The organism is Mesorhizobium comanense, assembly GCF_005503535.1.
Taxonomy (GTDB): domain Bacteria; phylum Pseudomonadota; class Alphaproteobacteria; order Rhizobiales; family Rhizobiaceae; genus Mesorhizobium; species Mesorhizobium comanense.
In genome coordinates, this window is sequence record NZ_SCNN01000010.1 from 183037 (window position 1) to 203294 (window position 20258).

The window sequence follows — 20258 nt, forward strand, 5'->3', positions numbered from 1 at the left end:
TTAACGGGCAGAAGGAAGAAGCAACCTCCGCGCTCCCGTTCCTTCCCTGGCCAGCTTGTCCCCCTTGTTCCTGAGCGGGCATTTGTCGATCGACATGCAGCCGCAGCCGATGCAGTCGCTCAGCCCGTCGCGCAGTTTCTTCAACTGGGCGATCTTGTGGTCGAGCCCGTCGCGCCAGGCGGTCGACAGCAGGCTCCAGTCGTCGCGTGTCGGGGCGCGGCCTTCCGGCAGGGAGGCGAGCGCCTCGCCGATCTCGGTCAGCGAGATGCCGACCTCCTGGGCGATCTTGATGACCGCGACCCGGCGCAGCACGTCGCGGGCATAGCGGCGCTGGTTGCCCGAGGTGCGGTGGCTGCGGATCAGGCCACGGGTTTCATAGAAATGCAGCGCCGACACGGCCACGCCGCTGCGCCTCGCCACCTGACCAACCGTCAATTCCGTTACTGGAGCCATCTGTCACTTTTCCGCTTGATCTCAACTTAAGTTGAGGTTGTAGCGAAGAAATGACGATCGGGCAAATGACAGGAGAGGGCGATGTGCGCCTGGGTGAGAATGACCGGACAAACCGTTGCCGCCGGCGATGGCAGGCATCGCGCGATCGACGCGGTGCCTGTTCTATCCGAGCTGCCGGATGGCTTCGCCCGCGACCATGGCGACGGACAGCGCGACGTTGATCGAACGCGCGCCGCCTTGCATCGGGATGGTCAGCCGCGCGTCCGCCGCCTGGTGGACCGTATCCGGCACGCCTGCGGATTCGCGCCCGAAGAGCAGGATGTCACCGTCGGCGAAGGCGAAGCCCGTGTAGGCGGCGGTGGCCTTGGTCGACAGCAGCACCAGCCGGCGCGACTGCGCCTTGCGCCAGTCCTCGAAGGCGTTCCAGTCGACATGCCGGGTCAGGGCAGCCATTTCGAGGTAGTCCATGCCGGCGCGCTTGAGCGCTTTGTCGGAGAGCGGAAAGCCGGCCGGTTCGATGATGTCGACGCCAAGGCCAAGGCAGGCGGCCAAGCGCAGGATCGTCCCGGTATTGCCGGCAATGTCAGGCTGGTAGAGGGCGATGCGGAAACGGCCGTTCATTTTCGCATCCTTCTAATAAGTGGCGGATCGGCCACAGAGGCATGGTCGTTTTGGCGGCTCCTGGACTTCAGGCTGGCCATCTGGTGCGAATGCGTTTATACGACCCGCATTGTCAACCCGAACCGTAGGAGGGGTATTTCATGATGACCATGCACATCCAGCGCCCCACCCGTGGGCTTATTTGCGCCCCGGCGGTTTCGGTACGACGTTTCTCCTGATCCTTTAGACACTCCCGCACCGAGTTCCGCCGAAACCATCTTCTGGTCTTCGAGGGAATCCTGCGATGTTTTTCAAGCTGAACAAGGGGCCGACGGCCCCGCCCCAACGTGTCCCGACCGATACGCCGCTCATTCCGCGGCATGATGTCGACCACCCGTTTTATCTCTATTTCAATACGGAGGACGGACCAATGTTCGATCCCTACAGAATACCGGGCTCGAGGAGCCTGCATATCCACCGCTTGCCGACCTGGGCGCTTCTGGTCGGCGACACCTATTCGTCGGCAATGCACGCCGAAACGCGCCGCCGTCCGCATCGCGGCATGCTGCCCGATGTCGATTTCTCGCGCGCGGTTCCCGATCCTAGCCGGCCCTCGCTGGTGCGCCGGATCATGCGGCTGATCCGGCCCGGCGCGAAAATCCGGGTCGTTGATGCCGCATCGCCGGGACCGGCGACGGAGCCTGTCGGCGAAAAGCCCGCGAGCCCCTATATTGCGCGAAGCAGGGCCGATGGTCCGGATGATTCCGGATCATCGGCCCCCGGCGCCATGCGATCCGAAGATCACGTACATCGCCACGCCGCGTAAGCGGAAAACAGATTTGACAGGCATGACCTATGTTGTTGTTTAACTGGTTTGAAAGAAGGCTCGATCCGTTCCCCGCAGCGGAACCCGTCGAGCCGCCCAAGACGCTGGTGGCCTTCTGCCTGCATTATACGCGTGGCGCCTGGCCCTATATCCTTGTCGACGCGGTGCTGGTGGCGGCCATCGCCATCGCGGAAGTCTGGATGTTCGGCTTCCTCGGCCACATCGTCGACTGGCTGTCGGCGGCGAACCGCGAAACCTTCCTGCAGACGGAGGGCTGGAAACTCGCGGGCATGGCATTCATCGTGCTGTTCGCCTTACCGGGCACGGTGTGGCTGCATTCGCTGCTCAACCAGCAGACGCTGATGGGTAATTATCCCATGCGCATCCGCTGGCAGGTGCATCGCTACCTGCTCAAGCAATCGATGAGCTTCTACCAGGATGAGTTTGCCGGCCGCATCGCCACCAAGCTGATGCAGACGGCGCTGGCCGTGCGCGAATGCGTCATCAAGGTGCTCGACGTCCTGAACTACGTCATCGTCTATTTCCTCGGCATGCTGTTCATCGTCGGCTCGGCCGACTGGCGGCTGGCGGCGCCGCTGGCTGTCTGGCTGGTCGGCTACATCCTGTTGCTGCGTTTTTTCATTCCCCGGCTGGGCAAGGTTGGCGAGGAGCAGGCCAATGCACGCTCGGTCATGACCGGCCGCGTCGTCGACAGCTATTCCAACATCCAGACGGTCAAGCTGTTTTCGCATGCGCGCCGCGAGGCCACCTTCGCCAGGGAAGGGATGGATGGCTTCCTGAGCACGGTCTACCGGTCGATGCGGCTGGTCACGGTGCTTTTCGGTACACTCTACATCCTGAACTCGCTGCTGCTGTTCTCGATCACCGCCATCTCGCTGTGGCTTTGGATGGGGCAGGCGGTAACGATCGGCGCGGTCGCCGTGGTCATCGGCCTGGTGCTCAGAATGTGGGGCATGTCGCAATGGATCATGTGGGAAATGTCGGCCCTGTTCGAGAACATAGGCACGGTGCATGACGGCATCGCCTCGATCTCGCTGCCGCGCCTCGTCGAGGACAGGCCGGATGCGCAGGAGATCGTCGTTTCCAGGGGTGAGATCCGCTTCGATGGTATCGGCTTCCACTATGGCAAGCAGAAAGGCGTCATCGAAAACCTGTCGCTGTCGGTGAAACCGGGCGAGAAGGTCGGCATTGTCGGCCGCTCGGGCGCCGGCAAGTCGACGCTGGTCAATCTGCTGCTGCGCTTCTACGACCTGGAAAGCGGCCGAATCCTGATCGACGGCCAGGAGATCGCCGGTGTGAAGCAGGATTCGCTGCGCGCCCAGATCGGCATGGTCACGCAGGACACCTCGCTGCTGCATCGTTCGGTGCGTGAGAACATCCTCTACGGCCGGCCCGATGCTTCAGACGAGATGCTTGTCGAGGCGGCTCGGCGGGCCGAGGCGCTGGACTTCATCGGCGCGCTTTCTGACGGCAGCGGCCGCAAGGGGTTCGACGCCTATGTCGGTGATCGCGGCGTCAAACTGTCCGGCGGCCAGCGGCAACGCATCGCCATCGCTCGCGTTATGTTGAAGGATGCGCCGATACTTATCCTTGACGAGGCGACGTCGGCGCTGGATTCCGAGGCGGAAGCCGCCATTCAGGAGAACCTCTACAAGCTCATGCAGGGCAAGACCGTCATCGCCATCGCGCACCGGCTGTCGACGATCGCGGCGATGGACAGGCTCGTGGTGATGGACCAGGGCCGCATCATCGAGGAAGGGTCGCACGAGCAACTGGTCGCCAAGGGCGGGCTCTACGCACAGCTCTGGCAGCGCCAGTCGGGCGGGTTCCTGCTGGAGGACATCCCGGCCGAAATCGCCAATGACGCTATAGCAAAGGGGCAAGCCGCAGAATGATGACCGCCGCATGATGACAGCCGTCTATCGCTGGTTCGAGAACTGGGTCTACCCGTTCAGGGAGCCGGCGAATCTTCGGCCACCGGTAAGCGTGGGCGGCTTCATCTGGCACTATGTCGGCCAGGCGAAGTTCGCCTTCTTCGCCATGCTGGTCATCGGCGGTATCGCGCCGCTGGTCGAGGCCGGGCTGTTCTACTTCGTCGGGCGGCTGGTCGATATACTCGACCAGCTTCCCGAACGCAGCTGGCACGCGCTGTGGACCGCCGCCGGCCCCGAACTGGTGTTCATGGTCGCCGTGGTGCTGGTCATCCGCACGCTGGTGGTGGGCCTGTCGGCGCTGGTCGACGAGCAGACGATCACGCCGGGTTTCTACAATCTGGTGCGCTGGCAGGCGCACCGGCATGTCTCGCGCCAGTCCTACGCCTTCTTCCAGAACGATTTCGCCGGGCGCATCGCGACGAAAGTCTGGCAGGCAGGGCAGGCGACCGGCGACCTGATGGAGAGCTTCATCGAGGTCGTCTGGTTCATGATCGTCTACACGGTGACGACGCTGGCGCTGGTGGCGGGTCTCGACCTCAGGCTGGCGGTGCTGGTGGTGATCTGGATTACCGCCTTCGGCTGGCTGGCGAAACTCTACCTGCCGGCGATCCGCAAGCATGCCGAGGCGACGGCGGAGGCCGGCTCGATGATCAACGGCCGCATCGTCGATTCCTATTCCAATGTGCAGACACTGAAGCTTTTCACGGCCGATGGCGACGACCGCTATATCAGGAACGGCTTCGACATCTATCTCGACGCGCTGCGCCCGTTCACCCGCCGGCTGACCGGCGTGCGCATGGCGCTGACGACACTGTCGGGCATCATGATCACCGCGATCGGCTGCTTTGCCGTCTATCTCTGGGTCGAGGGCTCGATCACGGTCGGCGCGGTCGCCTTCACCCTGTCGCTGGTGCTGCGGCTCAACATGCTGCTCGGCCGGCTGATGATGCAGCTCAACGGCATTCTGCGGAATCTCGGCGTGCTGGAAAACTCCAAGGCGCTGATCTCGCAGCCGCTCGGGCTCGTCGATGCGCCCGATGCGAAAGAACTGGTTGTCGCCGGCGGCCGCATCGACGTGAAGAACGTCGAATTCCACTATGGCAAAGGGTTCGGCGTGCTGAACGGCATCGACCTTGTCGTCAAGCCGGGCGAGAAGGTCGGGCTCGTCGGCCCGTCGGGTGCGGGCAAGACGACGCTCGCCAATCTGATCCTGCGGCTCTACGATCTGGAAGGCGGGTCCATCACCATCGATGGCCAGAACGTTTCCGAGGTGACGCAGAATTCGCTGCGCGCCAATATCGGCGTGGTCAGCCAGGAAACCGCGCTGTTCCATCGTTCGCTGCGCGACAACATCAAGCTTGGCATGCCCGATGCCACGGACGCGCAGGTGATCGCGGCGGCCAGAAGGGCCGAGGCGCATGAGTTCATCCTGGGCCTGCGCGACAACAGGGATCGCCAGGGTTACGAGGCCTTTGTCGGCGAGCGCGGCGTGAAATTGTCGGGCGGCCAGCGCCAGCGCGTGGCGATTGCCCGTGTGTTCCTGAAGGACGCGCCGATCCTGATCCTGGACGAGGCGACTTCGGCGCTCGATTCCGACATCGAGGCAGCGATCCAGGAGAATCTGGCGCGGCTCATGGAAAACAAGACGGTGATCGCCATCGCCCACCGCCTGTCGACGATCGCCGCCCTCGACCGGCTGGTGGTGCTCGATGGCGGCCGCATCGTCGAACAGGGTACGCATGATGAGCTGGTGGCGCTGGATGGGCTCTATGCGCGGCTGTGGAAGCGGCAGTCGGGCGGCTTCCTTTATCATGAGGAAAGCGCACTGGAAGAAACGCGGCCGGCTGAATAGATTCAGGCCGATGCTGTTTTGATTGGAGACCTCGGGGCCAGCCATGTCGGTGCGCATGCCGTCGAATTTTGGAAGAGCCAGCGCTCCCGAGAGCGGGCTCGACGTCCTTGGTCACGAAATCCTGGCCGAAAAGGCGGCGGCCCTTGGCCGTGCCGGCCAGAAGGTCGAGGAAACGCTGGCCCGGCTGCATGACAATGCCGACGATGCATCGCGCCCCCGCCTGCTCAAGGAGGCCGCCGCGGCCGTTCACGCCTATTTCATCCAGCGCGAACTCTGCGGCCTGCGAAAACACGATGCCGTCATCCGCGAATACAACATCCCCAGGGCGGTGCTGGTCAGGCTGGGCGCGGCTTAAGGCTCACTCCAGCCATTTCGTGATGAAGCTGCCGTTTTCGTGAATGTCGGTGGTTTCCAGCGGGCCGGGTCCGAGATTGGTGAATTTGTGCGGCGTGTCGGGCGGCACGATGACGATCTGGCCGGCGCCGGCCTCTATTTCCTGGTCGCCGACCGTAAACAGCCCGGTTCCCTGGCGGATGATGAAAATCTCCGCGTAGGGATGGGAGTGCAGCCGGGGGCCGCCGCCGACATCGGGCAGATAGTTGAAGATCAGGCAGGATTTGGCGCCGTAGGCGCCGCATTGCAGTTCGCCCTTCCAATGGTCGGAACGAACAGCCCATTCGTCGCGGTCGATGACATGCGCCATGAGGCCAAGAATAGATCACGCCGGCGTGTCGTGTCGAGGTAAAGAGGGGTCCCGGTTTTGCTGATATTTCCCGGTTGTTTAGCCGCCTTTGGCGGCCATTCGCCGTCTTGCCCCGCAATAGGGGATTTTGTCCCCGCGACAATCTGCCCTTGTGCCTTCACCCGTCTGGACAAAAACGGGCTTCACGCATAAACCGAAGTCCAAATGCCGGAGGAATTCGCTAGCCTGTTTGCCATGCGCTGTCGGGTTGGCGTTATTGAGCGGGGAACAAGGCTCGGCCACCGGCGCGGAAGAGGCGAAAGGATCAGGCACCCGTGAGCGCAACCGACATCCACGATCCCAATCGTCGAGATTTTCTCTACGTCGCCACCGGCATGGCCGCCGTGGTCGGCGCCGGCGCCGTCGCCTGGCCGTTCATCGACCAGATGCGCCCCGATGCCTCGACGCTCGCGCTCGCTTCGGTCGAGGTCGATGTTTCCTCGCTGCAGCCCGGCAGTTCGCTGATCGTCAAGTGGCGCGGCAAGCCGGTCGTGGTGCGCAACCGCACCGAGAAGGAAATGAAGGACGGCGAGGCGGTCAACCTCTCCGATCTCAAGGATCCGATCGCCCGCAACGCCAATCTGCCGTCGGACGCACCGGCGACCGACGCCAACCGCACCACGCCCGGCAAGGAAGCCTGGATGGTGATGGTCCAGGTCTGCACCCATCTGGGCTGCATCCCGCTTGGCCAGGAAGGTGATTTCGGCGGTTGGTTCTGCCCGTGCCACGGTTCGCAATACGACACCGCCGGCCGCATCCGCAAAGGTCCGGCGCCCGAGAACATGGCGATCCCGGTATTCAAGTTCATGTCCGATACCAAGATCCTTATCGGTTGAGGCAGGGGGATATTTCGATGAGCGAGGGACACTCGACCTATACGCCCAAGACCGGTCTCGGACGCTGGTTCGACGCCCGCATGCCGCTGCCGCGGCTGGTGTATGATTCTTTCGTGGCCTATCCGGTGCCGCGCAACCTCAACTACATGTGGACGTTCGGCGGCATCCTGTCGATCATGCTGGTGGCGCAGATCCTGACCGGCATCGTGCTGGCCATGCACTACACGTCCGACACGAACCTTGCCTTCGGCTCGGTCGAGAAGATCATGCGCGACGTCAATTCCGGCTGGCTGCTGCGCTACATGCACGCCAACGGCGCGTCGTTCTTCTTCGTCGCCGTCTATATCCACATCTTCCGCGGCCTCTATTACGGCTCCTACAAGGCGCCGCGCGAGTTGCTGTGGATCCTGGGCTGCATCATCTACCTGCTGATGATGGCGACCGGCTTCATGGGCTACGTGCTGCCGTGGGGCCAGATGAGCTTCTGGGGCGCCACCGTCATCACCGGCTTCTTCAGTGCCATTCCGCTGGTCGGCGACTGGATCCAGCAGCTGCTGCTGGGTGGCTTCGCCGTCGATAATCCGACGCTGAACCGCTTCTTTGCGCTGCATTACCTGCTGCCGTTCATGATCGCCGGCGTCGTCGTGCTGCACATCTGGGCGCTGCATGTGGTCGGCCAGTCGAACCCGACCGGCATCGAGATCAAGTCGAAGACCGACACCGTCGCCTTTACGCCCTACGCGACGATCAAGGACGCGTTCGGCATGATCGTGTTCCTGTTCTTCTTCGCCTATTTCGTCTTCTACCTGCCGAACTATCTCGGCCACCCGGACAACTACATCGTCGCCAATCCGCTGAAGACGCCGGCCCACATCGTTCCGGAATGGTACTTCCTGCCGTTCTACGCGATCCTGCGCGCCATCACCTTCAACATCGGGCCGATCAACTCCAAGCTCGGCGGCGTGCTGTGCATGTTCGGTGCCATCGCGATGCTGTTCCTGGTGCCGTGGCTCGACACCTCCAAGGTGCGCTCGGCCGTCTACCGGCCCTGGTACAAGCTGTTCTTCTGGCTGTTCGTGGCCGACGCCATCCTGCTCGGCTGGCTGGGCTCACAGCCGGCGGAAGGCAGCTATGTGTTCATGGCGCAGATGGCGACGCTGTTCTACTTCGCGTTCTTCCTGGTCATCATGCCCGTGCTCGGCCTCATCGAGACGCCGCGCAGGCTGCCGAACTCGATCACCGAGGCGGTGCTGGAGAAGAACAAGGGTGGCAGCGGGCATCCGGCGGGCGCCACGGCCGCACCACAGACCAAGGGCTGAGCGGTAGAGAATCTAAGGGGATTTGGCATGAAAAAGATTCTCACCTCGCTCGCGCTGATCGGCCTTGTGGCCGCCGGCACGGCAGCGTTCGCGGCCGAAGAGGCGCACAATGCGGCGGCGCCGACGCACTTCCCGATCAACGAGCCGAAGGAAATGAGCTGGAGCTTCACCGGCCCGTTCGGCACCTATGACAAGGCGCAGCTGCAGCGCGGCCTCAAGGTCTACAAGGAAGTCTGCTCGGCCTGCCATTCGATGAACCTGGTGGCATTCCGCACGCTTTCGGACCTCGGCTACAACGACGCTCAGGTCAAGACGCTGGCTGCCGGATACACCATCCATGACGGCCCCAACGATGCCGGCGACATGTTCGACCGTCCCGGCAAGCCGTCGGACCATTTCCCGCCGCCGTTCGCCAACGAGGAAGCCGCCGCTGCCTCGAACGGGGGTGCTGCTCCGCCCGACATGTCGCTGCTGGCCAAGGCACGCGGCGTGGAACGCGGCTTCCCGCAGTTCGTTTTCGACATCTTCACCCAGTACGATGCCGGCGGCCCGGACTATATCCATTCGCTGCTGACCGGCTACGACCAGACGCCGCCGGCCGGCATGGTCATCCCGGAAGGCACGCATTACAACCCGTACTTCATGTCGGGCGTGTCGCTGAAGATGCCCAAGCCGCTCTCCGACGGCCAGGTGACCTACGATGACGGTTCACCGCAGACGGTCGACCAGTATTCCCGTGACGTTTCGGCCTTCCTGATGTGGGCGGCCGAGCCGCACATGGAAGACCGCAAGAAGACCGGCTTCCGCGTTCTGGTATTCCTGCTCCTGTTCGGCGCGCTGGTCTACATGACCAAGCGCAAGGTCTGGGAAGGCGTCGCTCACTAAGCTGAGTGTCGACACCCGCGGGTGGAAACAAAAAGGGCGCCTCTCGGTGCCCTTTTTCATTTTCAGGCGGTGGCGGTGTCACATGGCCGTCACCGCATCTGGCGATCCTGCATCATTCCCAACCAAGGATTGCGCCCATGAAGAAATACGCATCGCTGGCGGCCGGTCTGCTGCTGCTGGTCGTCGGCTCGGCGGCCCAGGCCGAAGACGCAAAGCCCTTCGTCACCAACAAGGACATCGACCTGACGATGATCCTGCCGCCGCCGCCGGCCAACGATTCGGCCCAGACCAAGGCCGAACTCGGCGAAGTGCTGACCCTGCAGGTGACGCGCACGCCCGAGATGGTGGCCAGTGCCGTTGCCGACGCCGAAGAGAATGTCTGGCGTTTCGCCGACGTGATGGGACCGAACTTCACCAAGGACAAGCTGCCGAAGTTCTCGGCCTTCTTCGACCGCGTGGTGGAAACCGAAGGCGCCGTCGTCGACCCGGCCAAGGATGTCTGGAAGCGCCCGCGTCCGCACCAGCTCAGCGATCTCGTCAAGCCCGCGGTCAAGCTGTCGAGCTCCGGCTCCTGGCCGTCCGGCCACGCTACTGTCGGTACCATGATGGGCATCATCCTGGCCGACATGGTTCCCGAAAAGCGCGCCGAGATCATGGCCCGCGCGGCTGCCTATGCCCACAACCGGGTCGTCGGCGGCATCCACTATCCGTCCGATGTCGAGATGGGCAAGATTTCCGGCAGCGTCATCGCCGCGGTGCTGCTCAACCGGGACGATTTCAAGGCCGAGTATGAGGTGGCCAAGGCGGAACTCAGGGCCGACCTCGGCATGTAGGCCTTCGCCGCATCCCTGCCGCCAGGAGGGCGCCGGATGGCGCCCTTTTGCGTTCCCGCATCCGATGCCGCGCTTTATGGTACGACTGAAGTTCCCAATTGGGCAGGAAACGCTTGGAAGGGGCGGCCATGACCGAAGACGAACCCGATGCGGACGGTGCCGCCATAAGGGCCATCATCGCCCGGCAGTTCGCGAGCCTGAGCTGGGGCGAGGGGCGGGCTCCCGGCTGGGATGATTTCGCCGGCGATTTCCTGGATGGCGCCAGTCTCTTCCCGGCAGCCCGCCCGGCAAGACGCACCAGCGTTGCCGACTTCGTCGAGCGGATGCGCGGCCTGTCGCAGACATCGCTGCGTTCCCTGGACGAGACAGTGCTGGGTACGGATATCCGCGTTTTCGGCAATATCGCCATCGCGATGGCCGCGGCGGAGATGACCGAGAACGGCGCCGAGACCAACCACTCCATGGAAATGCTGCTTCTGGTGAAGAGCGGCGGAAACTGGAAGATCGCCGCCCAGGCCTGGGACAGGGCGAGCGAGGCCAATCCTTTGCCGGATGTGCTTGTCTCGGGCGCCGCATCGCGCTAGCCCTTATCGGTCGCGTCGGGTTGCCATCGGCATCCGCGCCGCGGCAGGATCATCCGGAGAGCCGCCTCATGAAACCTTCGCTCGAAGACACGCTGCTTGCGGCGATCCGCACCATTCCGGATTATCCGAAACCGGGCATCCTGTTTCGCGACATCACCACGCTGCTTGGCAATGCGCGCGCCTTTCGCCGCGCCATCGACGAACTGGTGCATCCCTATGCCGGGCAAAAGATCGACAAGATCGCCGGCATCGAGGCGCGCGGCTTCATCCTGGGCGGCGCGGTCGCGCATCAGCTCTCGGCCGGCTTCGTGCCGATCCGCAAGAAGGGCAAGCTGCCCTACGAGACCGTGCGCGTCGCCTACAGCCTGGAATATGGGCTGGACGAGATGGAGATGCACAAGGACGGCGTCTCGCCGGGCGAGAAGGTGATCCTGGTCGACGACCTGATCGCAACCGGGGGCACGGCGGAAGCCGCCGTGAAGCTTCTGCGCCAGATCGGGGCGGACATACTGGCCGCCTGTTTCGTCATCGACCTGCCGGACCTCGGCGGCCGCGCCAAGCTCGAGGCGCTCGGCGTTCCCGTGCGCACGCTGATCGGTTTCGAGGGGCATTGAGGGAGCGCTTCCCTTCTCCCCCTGTGGGAGAAGGTGTCGCCGAAGGCGACGGATGAGGGGTGTTCCAGGGAACGCCAGCGTCTCACTCCGCTGGAACACCCCTCATCCGTCTTGCCGCTTCGCGGCAATCCACCTTCTCCCACAGGGGGAGAAGGAAGAACCTAATCAACCTTCACCAGCACGGCGCTCTCGAACTCCAGCACCTTGTCGCCGGTCGAATCGAAGGCGTCCGCGCGCAGCGTCAGGAGCCGCCAGCCGGGGCGCGAAGCGATGGGGCGATGGGAGACAGCGGTGCGGGTGAAGGTTACCGTCTCGCCGGCATAGACCGGCTTCAGCCATTTCAGGTTCTTGAAGCCGGGCGAGGGGCCGAATTCGGGCGCTGGACCGGTGCCGGTCCAGCCTCCGGCGTCCATGCGGGCCTCGAGATTGTATTTCATCCAGGTCGCGGCGGTGTGCCAGCCGGAGGCGCAGAGCCCGCCGAGCACGCTCGATCTCGCCGCCTCCTCGTCGACGTGGAACACCTGTGGGTCGTATTTGCGCGCGAAAAGCTTGATCTCTTCGGGTTCGAAGACATGCGAGCCGAGCGTGACCGTGGTGCCGATACGGAAGAACTCGTCGAGGGTCATGCAATGGCCTCGCGGGTCAGGAACATGCCGGTATTTTCTAGCTCGAAAACACTTTCGCCACGCTGGTTGAAAAGCTCGGCACGCATGGTGACAAGGCCGAGCTGGGGCCGCGATTTGGACAGGCGCTTGGCGATGATGGTGCTGTGGCCGCTCAGCATGTCGCCAGCCAGCACCGGCTTCTTCCATTTGACATAATCGATGCCGGGCGACCCCTGCGACGTCGAATCCAGCAGGAAGGCATCGCACCACATGCGCATGAACATGGCGCAGGTGTGCCAGCCGGAGGCCGCCAGTCCGCCGAGAATGCTGGCCTTGCCGGCCTCTTCGTCGAGATGCATGGGCTGGGGATCGAACTCCGCGGCGAATTCGATGATCTCTTGCGCACTCACCAGCTTGGTGCCGAGGTCGAGCGACGTGCCCTCGACGAAGTCGTCGTAGGTCCAGGTCTTTCCGGCAATGGAAGTCTTTCCGGTCATGGTTTCGAATCCGGCTGCGCAACACGCGATCCCCACGGATCGGGGTTTCCCGGATGCAGGCCGGAAGCCGTCAGGTCAAGTTTTTTCTGGTAAGCCAGCCTGTCTCGGCCGCCAGACGCGGCAGCGCTCAGAGCCAGCCGCGGCGGCGGAAATACCAGAAGGGCAGGATCGCCGACACGATCATCAAGCCGATGGCGAAGGGATAGCCGAGCTGCCATTTCAGTTCGGGAATGATGTCGAAATTCATGCCGTAGATGGAGGCGACCAGCGTCGGCGGCAGGAAGATGACGGCGGCGACCGAGAAGATCTTGATGATGGCGTTCTGTTCGATCGAGATCATGCCAAGCGTGGCATCGAGCAGGAAGGAGATCTTCTGCGACAGGAAGGTGGCGTGATCGGCAAGCGAGAGCACGTCGCGCGACAGGGTCTTGATGCGGGCGCGGACATCCTTGCTCATCCGGGTCTGGGTGGCGACATGGGCGAGGAAGCCGGCAAGGCGCTGCAGGGAAATCAGGCTGTCGCGCACGGAAGACGCGATGTCCTCCTTGCGGCCGATGGCCTTCAGCAGTTCCTGGAAATCGCGGTTGCGCTTCGAGACCTTGGTAGATCGCGCTTCGAAAATGTCGCGCGAGATCGTCTCGACGTCGCGGCCGGCGCGCTCCAGTATATCGGCGAGGCGGTCGACGATCGCCTCCAGCAGGCCGATCAGGATGGTGTCGCCGCTGGTGCAGCCCATCGCCACCTTCTCGGCGCGCATGGGAAAGGTCTTGAAGGCCTTCGGCTCGTGATAGCGCACGGTGATCAGTCTGTTGCCGGACAGCGCGAAGGTAACCGGCGACATCAAGGGGTCGTCTAATTCGGTCTGCGCCGGCAGGGCGGCGGTCATGAAATAGGCGCCGTCCTCGACATAGAGGCGGCTGGATATCTCGATCTCCTCCATTTCCTCGCGGGTCGGGATGGCGATGCCGAGCCAGCTTTCGATGGAGGCCTCTTCCTCCTTGGTCGGATTGACGAGATCGGCCCAGACGACCTTGTCGCCATCGGCCAGCAGATCCTCGGTGAGGCGCAGGCGGTCATTGTCCACGACGAAAGCCTTGATCATCGCCTGATCTCCCTTACCGGACCATGTGCTCGGATTGCACGGCTCTTCGTCGCGTGCGCCCGCCGCTTAGACCCCGCACATGACAAAATCAAGACAGGCCCGGCCCCGAAGCCAGCCCGCGCCGGTCAGAAGAACTCGTCGAGAAGCCGATACCAGGAAAGCTTTGCCGGCTCTGCCTGCGGTAGTCCATAGCGTTCCATAAAGGGTTTCACCCAGGCTTCGCCCAGATTGTGGCGGATGCTGCGGCAAGCCAGGGCCAGATCCTGGTGGCGATCGGCGACGCCCAGCCGGCCGCAATCGATGAAGCCGCTGAAGCGGCCTTCGGCGGCCATGAAGTTCGGCAGGCAGGCATCGCCATGGGTGACGACGAGATCTTCCGCCTGCGGTCGAAGGGCGATGAGTTCGGCGAAGGCATCGGCGGCCGTCCGCCCCTGCCGTTCGTCGTCGAAGTCGCTCTCGTCGACTTCGCCGGCCTCCATGCGCGCGCGGGCCGTGGCGATACGGCCTTCGATGCGATGATCGAAGGGGCAGGCGCTGGTGTCGAGGGCGTGTAGCTCGCGAAGCGCGCCTACCATGATTTCGACGACGTCAGCCGGATCGATCACCGCCGACGCCAGATCCTCGCCGGCGACCGCCGACATCAGCAGCCAGTCGTGACCGGCATGGCTTTCCAGGTCGATCACATCGGGGCAGGCCACGCCTTGTCCGGCAAGCCAGCGCAGCCGTGCAGCCTCATCGGCAAGCTCGGCAAAGGGACCGCTCTGCTCGCACTTCAGGAACAGGGTCGGCTTGCCGTCAGCCACCAGCCGGAAGACGCCGGCCTGTGACTGGCCGATCGTCTGGCGATGCCAGGCATAGGCGGAGAGCCTGTCCCTGAACCCTCGCGGCAGCTCATTCTCGTGGTCGAGCGTCATCGACAAGCATATCAGGCTTTGCTGTGGGGGGAGGCCGGGATGCTGGTGTCCGGCCTCCAATGTCTCTACCGGGCGTTCGGCAGGATCTGGTGCAGGATGATCGCCCAGACGGCGCCGAAAGCGATCGACGAGCCCAGTATGTACTGCACGATGTCGGGCAGCGTCTTGACGAAGTCCGGCGGCGCCAGCGTGGCGAACAGCGCCATCAGGATCGGCAGGCCGATGACCAGCATGTTGCGCTCCGTCAGCGGTGTGCCGCGCACCACGCGAAAGCCGTTCATGGCGATGACGACGCAGAGCACGCCGAAGACGCCGCCGATGACCGGTCCGGGGATCGAGGCGATGACCGCCGACAGTTTGCCGATCAGCCCGAACAGCACCAGGAAGATGCCGGCGGCGGCAAAGGCGGCGCGGCTGGCGATGCCGGTGATGGCGATGATGCCGGCATTCGACGAATAGCCGGTGACCGGCGTGCTGCAGAGCAGCGCGCTGATCAGGCAGCCGAGCCCTTCGCCGGTGGCACCCTTGTCGAGCTGCTCATCCGACAGCGGCCTGTCGATGACGGCGCCGACAGCGAACCATGTGCCGGTGGTTTCGGCCAGGACGACGATGTAGACGATCAGCATCGTCAGCATCGCCGACAGCGAGAAGGTCACGTCGAGGTTGAGGAAGGCGATGCGCGGCAGGGAAAACCAGGTCGCGGCGGAAACACCCGACATGTCGAGCTGGCCCATGAAGGCGGCGGCCAGGCTGCCGGCCAGAAGCGCGATGATCACCGACAGCAGGCGCAGCCAGTTGCCTTTGGCGCCAAGCGCCATGCCGGCCAGCATGCAGCCGACGAGGACCGCCGCGGCGATGAAGGCCAGGATGATGTTGCCGCCGACGGTGGCCGTGCCATGGACGGCGAACACGCTTTCCTTCAGTGCCACCGGCATCAGCGCGACGCCGACGACGATGATGATGGCGCCGCCGACGATCGGCGGCACGAAGCGGTTGACGAGGCGGTGGAAGAGTTTGGTCGGCGATCCCAAAAGCATGACGAGAATGGCGCCCGGTATCAGCGCGCCGATCACGGCCGAAAGCCCGCCAATACCGCCGCCGGCGCCGAAGGCGATCGCCAGTACGGCGCCGATCGGCACGAAGGACGGTCCCTGGACGACCGGCAGCCGCATCAGAAGCTGGGACTGGATCAAGGTCGCGACCCCTGCCGCCACGAAAGCCGACTGGATGAAGGCGCCGGCATCGCCGACGCTGAAGGCAAGCACGGAAGCGATGATGAACGGCACGATGTAGACGTCCATCGCCAGCACATGCTGGAGGCCGAGCAGAGCGGCCTTACCCAGCGGCAACGGATCGTCCGGCTGGGCGATCAATGTGATTTCTGGTGCAACGCGTTCCATGATGTCCCCTCTGGAAATCCCCGGTCGATCATGGGATCAGTCGGCGGCGAAAGACAGCGGCGGAAATGATTGCCAACTGTTTTCTTCTAGGCCACGCAGGGGCGGTTTCACGCTCCAGCAGGACGGAGCGACCCCATGACGGCAACCCATTTCACCCTGCTCGGCACCGCCTTCCATACACCCGAGCGCGGCAGGCTGGAGACGCTGGAGGATCACCTGTTCGGCATCGATGACCAGGGGCGGATCGCCGAGATTCTGGCGCCGGGTCATCCCGACTACGCGGCGCGCGCGAGTGATGCCCGCGAGGCGGGAACACTCGTGGAACTCGGCGCGGGACAATTCCTGTTGCCAGGGCTGGTCGACCTGCACATCCATGCGCCGCAATGGCCGCAGATGGGCAAGGCGCTCGACGTGCCGCTCGAAGTCTGGCTGCAGAAATACACGTTTCCGCTCGAGGCGCGATACGCCGATGTGGGCTATGCCAGGGAGGTCTATGCCGGGCTGGTCGACAATCTGCTCGCCAACGGCACCACCACGGCGCTCTATTTCGCCACCGTCCATGTCGAGGCCAGCCTGGCTCTGGCCGGCATCTGCCTCGAGAAAGGCCAGCGCGCGCTGGTCGGCAAGGTGGTGATGGACGATCCGCAGCAGTGTCCGCCCTTCTACCGCGATGCCGACGCGGCGAGCGCGGTTGCCGATACCAGACGTTTCATCGAGGCCGTGCGCAACATGGCTTCGGGTGAAAGGCCGCTTGTCCAGCCGGTGATCACGCCGCGCTTCATTCCCAGTTGCACCGACGCGGCGCTGCAAGGTCTCGGCGATCTCGCCGATGAATTCGGCTGCCATGTGCAGACGCATTGTTCGGAGAGTGACTGGGCCAAGGCTTTCGTGGAGGAGCGTTTCGGCCGGACCGACGCGGCAAGTCTCGACGGGTTCGGCCTGCTGACGCGCCATACCATCCTGGCGCATTCGAACTTCATCGATCGCCGGGACATGGACCTCATCAAGGAGAAGGGCGCGGGCGTTGCCCATTGCCCGCTGTCCAATGTCTATTTCGCCAATGCGGTGTTTCCGCTGCGCGAAGCGCTCGACCGGCATATGCATGTCGGCCTCGGCACCGATATTTCGGGCGGCTACAGCCCGTCGCTGTTCGATGGCTGCCGGCACGCGCTGTCGGCATCGAGGATGGTGCAGAGCGGCGTCCATGCCCATCTGAAGGCCGACGCGCGCGGCGCGCCGGGCGAGCCCATCACCCATCAGGAGGCGTTCTGGCTTGCCACCGCAGGCGGCGCGGAAGCGCTCGACCTGCCGACCGGCAGTTTCCGCGTCGGGCATGAGTTCGACGCGCTGCTGATCGACACCCGGGCCAAGGCCTCGAACATCCACATCGACGCTGAGGGCGACACGCTCGAGGATGCCTTCCAGAAAATCGTGCTCAACGCGGCGCGGGCCAATATCACCAGCGTCTGGGTGAGCGGCAGGATGGTGGCGGGGGAGTAGCGCGACGGTGAGCCAGCCGACCCATTTGGCTTTAAACACTTTCAAAATTTCGGGCGATTGCGCAAAATTGGCACGATCGCGCGTCATGCTATGATGATGGACGCGTTGAACGGCAGGGCAAGCACATGACCGGGAACCTGATCGCGGCAATCGTCGGGGCGGAAAGCACGGTGATCCAGAAGCTTCTGGCCGAGGCCGTTTCGGATTGGCGGCGGTCGGGCTTGCAGGTCTGCGGCGTCGTGGAAGAAGCGCACGGCCTGACAGGCCGCTCCTGCAGTTCCGGCTTTTTGCGCAACGTCCAGACCGGCAACGTCTTCGCCATGTATCTGGACGAGCCGCCGGCCCACACATCGTGCCATCTCGACGAGATGGGCGTGGTCGATGCCTGCGCGAGCATCATCGACCATGTCGCGGCGAGCGATCTCGTCGTGCTGAGCAAGTTCGGCAAGGTCGAAGCGGTGGGCAGCGGCCTGTTCGAGGCATTCGAGGCGGCTATCAGATCAGGCAAACCCTTGCTGACGTCGGTCGCGCCCAAACATCACTACGCCTGGCAGCGCTTTGCCCCGCAAGCCGCCTTCATCAAGCCGGACCGGGCCTCGATCGAGGCCTGGAGGCGCGGGGTTTTCAATGCAACGCGGCCCAGCCGTGCTGCAAGCATGGTGCTGTCCAACTGAGGGAAGGTAGGCGCCCGGCTCCAGACGTCGTCAGGTGTTGAACTTGAACAGCAGGACGTCGCCATCCTGCACGACGTATTCCTTGCCTTCGTCGCGCGCCTTGCCGGCTTCCTTGGCCGCCACTTCGCCGCCCAGCGTGATGTAATCGATATAGGCGATGGTCTGGGCGCGGATGAAGCCGCGTTCGAAGTCGGTGTGGATGACGCCGGCCGCCTGCGGGGCCTTGTCGCCTTTGTGGATGGTCCAGGCGCGCGTTTCCTTCGGCCCGGCGGTGAAATAGGTGATGAGGTGTAGCAGATCGTAGCCGGCGCGGATGACCTTGTTCAGGCCGGGCTCGTCGAGGCCGAGCGAGGACAGGAATTCCATCTCTTCCTCGTCCGAGAGCTGGGCGACTTCGGCCTCGATCGCCGCCGAGATCACCACTGTGCCAGCGCCCTGCGCGGTGGCCATCTTTTCCACCGCCTTGCTGTGCTCATTGCCGGTGGCCGCGTCGGCCTCGGCGACGTTGCAGACATAGAGCACGGGGTGCGAGGTCAAGAGGTTCAGCCCCTGCAGGATGCGCAGATCCTCGGCGGAGATGCCTTTTAGCAGGATGCGGGTCGGCTTGCCGGCCTGCAGCAGCTCGAGCGCCGCTTCCATCATGGGCAGCACGGTGGTTGCTTCCTTGTCCTTCGAGCCGGCGCGCTTGCGGATCTGGACGATGCGGCGCTCAAGGCTGTCGAGGTCGGCGAGCATCAGCTCGGTCTCGACGGTCTCGGCGTCGGCGACGGGGTCGATGCGGCCCTCGACATGGGTGATGTCGTCATCCTCGAAGCAGCGCAGCACGTGCACGATGGCGTCGACCTCGCGGATGTTGGCGAGGAACTGGTTGCCCAGCCCTTCGCCCTTGGAGGCGCCGCGCACCAGGCCGGCAATGTCGACGAAGGAGATGCGGGTCGGGATGATCTCCTTGGACTTGGCGATTGCCGCGATCTTCTGCAGCCGGGGATCCGGCACCGCCACTTCGCCGGTGTTCGGTTCGATGGTGCAGAAAGGATAGTTGGCGGCCTGCGCGGCAGCCGTCCTGGTCAAGGCATTGAACAGCGTCGACTTGCCGACGTTGGGCAAGCCAACAATGCCACATTTGAAACCCATGTTCGTCCGGTCCTATCGGGAAAAGCGAAATTTGATGAGGGCTATGGGCGAAAGGGACGATCAACGTCAAGCCCCGATCGGCCGAGCCGGTCCGCCGCGGATGATGTCATTGTCGCGGGATCATCGCGCAAGCCAGCGCAATCTGGCGAGACGACGCGGTTGGCTGTCGACGAAGGCCTCGTCGTGCTCCAGCACCGCAAGCGCCTGCCGGGCGCTGTCGCGGGCACGATCGAACTCGCCGAGGCGGGCGCAGCATTCGGCGAGTTCCTCCTGCACGAAAGGTGCCTGCTCGCCGTCTGCGGCCGCTGCACCGGCTGTTGCTTCAGCAAGCCGCCTGGCTTCTTCCAGGCGATCCAGCGCGCGCAACGTCCGGATGACGGCGTAGCGCGCGATGCGCAGCTCGCGTCTTTCACCCGCCAAGCTGCGCAGCTCGACCGCCTGCTCGAAGATTGCCAATGCATCCGCGAACCGACCGGCATCGAAATAAGACCAGCCGAGATTGTTGAGCAACGCCGCGCGCCAGAACGCTGCCTGCGGATGGTCGTCGATATAGGCAAGCGCGGCGGCGGTCCATTGCACGGCATCGCCCAGGGACCCGACAACCGCCATCATATGTGCTGCATCCACGGCCAGCGCATGGGCCGCGGCCTGCCGCGCCAATTGCCAGGCTTGTTCGAAAAACGGCCGCGCCTTGTCGCGCTCGCCGGCGGAATTGCAGAGGCGGCCGCGCTCGACGGCGCAAAGGGCGCGGGCGTGCGGATCGTGACCGGCCAGCCGCTCAGCCTGATCGATCAGCGCATGGCCTGCGGCGAAGTCACCGGCCAGGCCAAGCCGCCTGGCTTGCCCAACCAGATCCGAAACACTGTCAGACATGCCGGTCTCACCTGTGGTCTTGGCCGGCATTTGCTAGCGCGCCTTGCGAGCCGTCGGCAA

22 protein-coding genes are annotated in these 20258 nt (G+C 63.9%); 12 read left to right on the forward strand and 10 right to left on the reverse strand.

Annotated elements, in window-relative coordinates; genetic code table 11:
* Positions 1–453, reverse strand: coding sequence for a redox-sensitive transcriptional activator SoxR (soxR, locus tag FFS37_RS18725; protein ID WP_137932438.1), 453 nt, complete (start codon positions 451–453; stop codon positions 1–3).
* Between the two features lie 162 nt (positions 454–615).
* Positions 616–1074 (reverse strand): tRNA (cytidine(34)-2'-O)-methyltransferase, encoded by a 459-nt coding sequence (locus FFS37_RS18730; protein ID WP_137932439.1) that lies wholly within the window; start codon positions 1072–1074, stop codon positions 616–618.
* A gap of 283 nt (positions 1075–1357) precedes the next feature.
* Between FFS37_RS18730 and FFS37_RS18735 the strand changes: the two genes are divergently transcribed.
* Genes FFS37_RS18735 through FFS37_RS18750 form a run of 4 tightly spaced genes read left to right on the forward strand, consistent with a single transcriptional unit; the run spans position 1358 to position 6041 of the window.
* On the forward strand, positions 1358–1879 hold the full coding sequence (locus FFS37_RS18735) for a hypothetical protein (RefSeq protein ID WP_171026330.1): 522 nt from the start codon (positions 1358–1360) through the stop codon (positions 1877–1879).
* A 29-nt stretch (positions 1880–1908) separates the two neighbouring features.
* The gene (locus tag FFS37_RS18740) at positions 1909–3795 is read left to right on the forward strand and encodes an ABC transporter ATP-binding protein (protein ID WP_137932440.1); all 1887 of its coding nucleotides are present in this window, start codon (positions 1909–1911) and stop codon (positions 3793–3795) included.
* Between the two features lie 10 nt (positions 3796–3805).
* Positions 3806–5686: an ABC transporter ATP-binding protein gene (locus FFS37_RS18745; RefSeq protein ID WP_137932441.1), complete on the forward strand. Its 1881-nt coding sequence runs from the start codon at positions 3806–3808 to the stop codon at positions 5684–5686.
* A gap of 43 nt (positions 5687–5729) precedes the next feature.
* Positions 5730–6041, forward strand: coding sequence for a DUF6665 family protein (locus FFS37_RS18750; RefSeq protein WP_137932442.1), 312 nt, complete (start codon positions 5730–5732; stop codon positions 6039–6041).
* 3 nt (positions 6042–6044) lie between these two features.
* Here FFS37_RS18750 and FFS37_RS18755 read toward each other — a convergent pair whose 3' ends face one another.
* Positions 6045–6389: a cupin domain-containing protein gene (locus FFS37_RS18755; RefSeq protein WP_137932443.1), complete on the reverse strand. Its 345-nt coding sequence runs from the start codon at positions 6387–6389 to the stop codon at positions 6045–6047.
* Positions 6390–6703: 314 nt separating this feature from the next.
* Between FFS37_RS18755 and petA the strand changes: the two genes are divergently transcribed.
* The 6 genes from petA to FFS37_RS18785 all read left to right on the forward strand — a co-directional run bounded on the left by petA (position 6704) and on the right by FFS37_RS18785 (position 11499).
* The gene (gene petA, locus FFS37_RS18760; protein ID WP_137932444.1) at positions 6704–7264 is read left to right on the forward strand and encodes a ubiquinol-cytochrome c reductase iron-sulfur subunit; all 561 of its coding nucleotides are present in this window, start codon (positions 6704–6706) and stop codon (positions 7262–7264) included.
* 17 nt (positions 7265–7281) lie between these two features.
* Positions 7282–8583: a cytochrome b gene (locus FFS37_RS18765; protein ID WP_137932445.1), complete on the forward strand. Its 1302-nt coding sequence runs from the start codon at positions 7282–7284 to the stop codon at positions 8581–8583.
* Positions 8584–8610: 27 nt separating this feature from the next.
* Positions 8611–9468: a cytochrome c1 gene (locus FFS37_RS18770; protein WP_137932446.1), complete on the forward strand. Its 858-nt coding sequence runs from the start codon at positions 8611–8613 to the stop codon at positions 9466–9468.
* A gap of 137 nt (positions 9469–9605) precedes the next feature.
* Positions 9606–10301, forward strand: coding sequence for an acid phosphatase (locus tag FFS37_RS18775; RefSeq protein WP_137932447.1), 696 nt, complete (start codon positions 9606–9608; stop codon positions 10299–10301).
* A gap of 128 nt (positions 10302–10429) precedes the next feature.
* Positions 10430–10885 (forward strand): hypothetical protein, encoded by a 456-nt coding sequence (locus tag FFS37_RS18780; protein WP_137932448.1) that lies wholly within the window; start codon positions 10430–10432, stop codon positions 10883–10885.
* A gap of 68 nt (positions 10886–10953) precedes the next feature.
* A complete protein-coding gene (locus FFS37_RS18785) occupies positions 10954–11499 on the forward strand; it encodes an adenine phosphoribosyltransferase (protein ID WP_137932449.1) in 546 nt (181 codons plus the stop codon).
* A gap of 161 nt (positions 11500–11660) precedes the next feature.
* Here FFS37_RS18785 and FFS37_RS18790 read toward each other — a convergent pair whose 3' ends face one another.
* The 5 genes from FFS37_RS18790 to FFS37_RS18810 all read right to left on the reverse strand — a co-directional run bounded on the left by FFS37_RS18790 (position 11661) and on the right by FFS37_RS18810 (position 16017).
* Positions 11661–12125: a MaoC family dehydratase gene (locus tag FFS37_RS18790; protein WP_137932450.1), complete on the reverse strand. Its 465-nt coding sequence runs from the start codon at positions 12123–12125 to the stop codon at positions 11661–11663.
* Positions 12122–12583: a MaoC family dehydratase gene (locus tag FFS37_RS18795; RefSeq protein WP_171026334.1), complete on the reverse strand. Its 462-nt coding sequence runs from the start codon at positions 12581–12583 to the stop codon at positions 12122–12124. The genes FFS37_RS18790 and FFS37_RS18795 overlap by 4 nt, the downstream gene beginning before the upstream one ends.
* A gap of 145 nt (positions 12584–12728) precedes the next feature.
* Entirely contained in the window at positions 12729–13703 is a 975-nt protein-coding gene (gene corA / locus FFS37_RS18800) for a magnesium/cobalt transporter CorA (RefSeq protein ID WP_137932452.1), read from the reverse strand.
* A 125-nt stretch (positions 13704–13828) separates the two neighbouring features.
* Positions 13829–14617 carry an APH(3')-II family aminoglycoside O-phosphotransferase gene (locus FFS37_RS18805; protein ID WP_137932453.1) on the reverse strand — a complete coding sequence of 263 codons (789 nt, stop codon included), beginning with the start codon at positions 14615–14617 and terminating at the stop codon, positions 13829–13831.
* 65 nt (positions 14618–14682) lie between these two features.
* Positions 14683–16017: a uracil-xanthine permease family protein gene (locus tag FFS37_RS18810; RefSeq protein ID WP_137932454.1), complete on the reverse strand. Its 1335-nt coding sequence runs from the start codon at positions 16015–16017 to the stop codon at positions 14683–14685.
* Between the two features lie 135 nt (positions 16018–16152).
* Here FFS37_RS18810 and guaD point away from each other — a divergent pair, with 135 nt between their 5' ends.
* Positions 16153–17517 (forward strand): guanine deaminase, encoded by a 1365-nt coding sequence (gene guaD / locus FFS37_RS18815; protein WP_137932455.1) that lies wholly within the window; start codon positions 16153–16155, stop codon positions 17515–17517.
* A gap of 125 nt (positions 17518–17642) precedes the next feature.
* The gene (locus tag FFS37_RS18820) at positions 17643–18191 is read left to right on the forward strand and encodes a DUF2478 domain-containing protein (RefSeq protein WP_137932456.1); all 549 of its coding nucleotides are present in this window, start codon (positions 17643–17645) and stop codon (positions 18189–18191) included.
* 30 nt (positions 18192–18221) lie between these two features.
* Here the strand turns inward: FFS37_RS18820 and ychF are convergent, their stop codons facing one another.
* Together ychF and FFS37_RS18830 are read right to left on the reverse strand one after the other, a co-directional pair.
* Positions 18222–19325 carry a redox-regulated ATPase YchF gene (gene ychF, locus FFS37_RS18825; RefSeq protein WP_137932457.1) on the reverse strand — a complete coding sequence of 368 codons (1104 nt, stop codon included), beginning with the start codon at positions 19323–19325 and terminating at the stop codon, positions 18222–18224.
* A gap of 120 nt (positions 19326–19445) precedes the next feature.
* Positions 19446–20228: a tetratricopeptide repeat protein gene (locus FFS37_RS18830; protein WP_137932458.1), complete on the reverse strand. Its 783-nt coding sequence runs from the start codon at positions 20226–20228 to the stop codon at positions 19446–19448.
* Between the last annotated feature and the right edge of the window lie 30 nt (positions 20229–20258).

Coding starts and splice junctions, on each gene's coding strand:
- FFS37_RS18775 (WP_137932447.1), top strand. CDS start 9,606: ATGAAGAAATACGCATCGCTGGCGGCCGGTCTGCTGCTGCTGGTCGTC.
- FFS37_RS18765 (WP_137932445.1), top strand. CDS start 7,282: ATGAGCGAGGGACACTCGACCTATACGCCCAAGACCGGTCTCGGACGC.
- FFS37_RS18750 (WP_137932442.1), top strand. CDS start 5,730: ATGTCGGTGCGCATGCCGTCGAATTTTGGAAGAGCCAGCGCTCCCGAG.
- FFS37_RS18770 (WP_137932446.1), top strand. CDS start 8,611: ATGAAAAAGATTCTCACCTCGCTCGCGCTGATCGGCCTTGTGGCCGCC.
- FFS37_RS18730 (WP_137932439.1), bottom strand. CDS start 1,074: ATGAACGGCCGTTTCCGCATCGCCCTCTACCAGCCTGACATTGCCGGC.
- FFS37_RS18790 (WP_137932450.1), bottom strand. CDS start 12,125: ATGACCCTCGACGAGTTCTTCCGTATCGGCACCACGGTCACGCTCGGC.
- FFS37_RS18785 (WP_137932449.1), top strand. CDS start 10,954: ATGAAACCTTCGCTCGAAGACACGCTGCTTGCGGCGATCCGCACCATT.
- FFS37_RS18820 (WP_137932456.1), top strand. CDS start 17,643: ATGACCGGGAACCTGATCGCGGCAATCGTCGGGGCGGAAAGCACGGTG.
- FFS37_RS18805 (WP_137932453.1), bottom strand. CDS start 14,617: ATGACGCTCGACCACGAGAATGAGCTGCCGCGAGGGTTCAGGGACAGG.
- FFS37_RS18830 (WP_137932458.1), bottom strand. CDS start 20,228: ATGCCGGCCAAGACCACAGGTGAGACCGGCATGTCTGACAGTGTTTCG.
- soxR (WP_137932438.1), bottom strand. CDS start 453: ATGGCTCCAGTAACGGAATTGACGGTTGGTCAGGTGGCGAGGCGCAGC.
- FFS37_RS18810 (WP_137932454.1), bottom strand. CDS start 16,017: ATGGAACGCGTTGCACCAGAAATCACATTGATCGCCCAGCCGGACGAT.
- corA (WP_137932452.1), bottom strand. CDS start 13,703: ATGATCAAGGCTTTCGTCGTGGACAATGACCGCCTGCGCCTCACCGAG.
- guaD (WP_137932455.1), top strand. CDS start 16,153: ATGACGGCAACCCATTTCACCCTGCTCGGCACCGCCTTCCATACACCC.
- FFS37_RS18740 (WP_137932440.1), top strand. CDS start 1,909: ATGTTGTTGTTTAACTGGTTTGAAAGAAGGCTCGATCCGTTCCCCGCA.
- FFS37_RS18735 (WP_171026330.1), top strand. CDS start 1,358: ATGTTTTTCAAGCTGAACAAGGGGCCGACGGCCCCGCCCCAACGTGTC.
- FFS37_RS18780 (WP_137932448.1), top strand. CDS start 10,430: ATGACCGAAGACGAACCCGATGCGGACGGTGCCGCCATAAGGGCCATC.
- FFS37_RS18755 (WP_137932443.1), bottom strand. CDS start 6,389: ATGGCGCATGTCATCGACCGCGACGAATGGGCTGTTCGTTCCGACCAT.
- FFS37_RS18745 (WP_137932441.1), top strand. CDS start 3,806: ATGATGACAGCCGTCTATCGCTGGTTCGAGAACTGGGTCTACCCGTTC.
- ychF (WP_137932457.1), bottom strand. CDS start 19,325: ATGGGTTTCAAATGTGGCATTGTTGGCTTGCCCAACGTCGGCAAGTCG.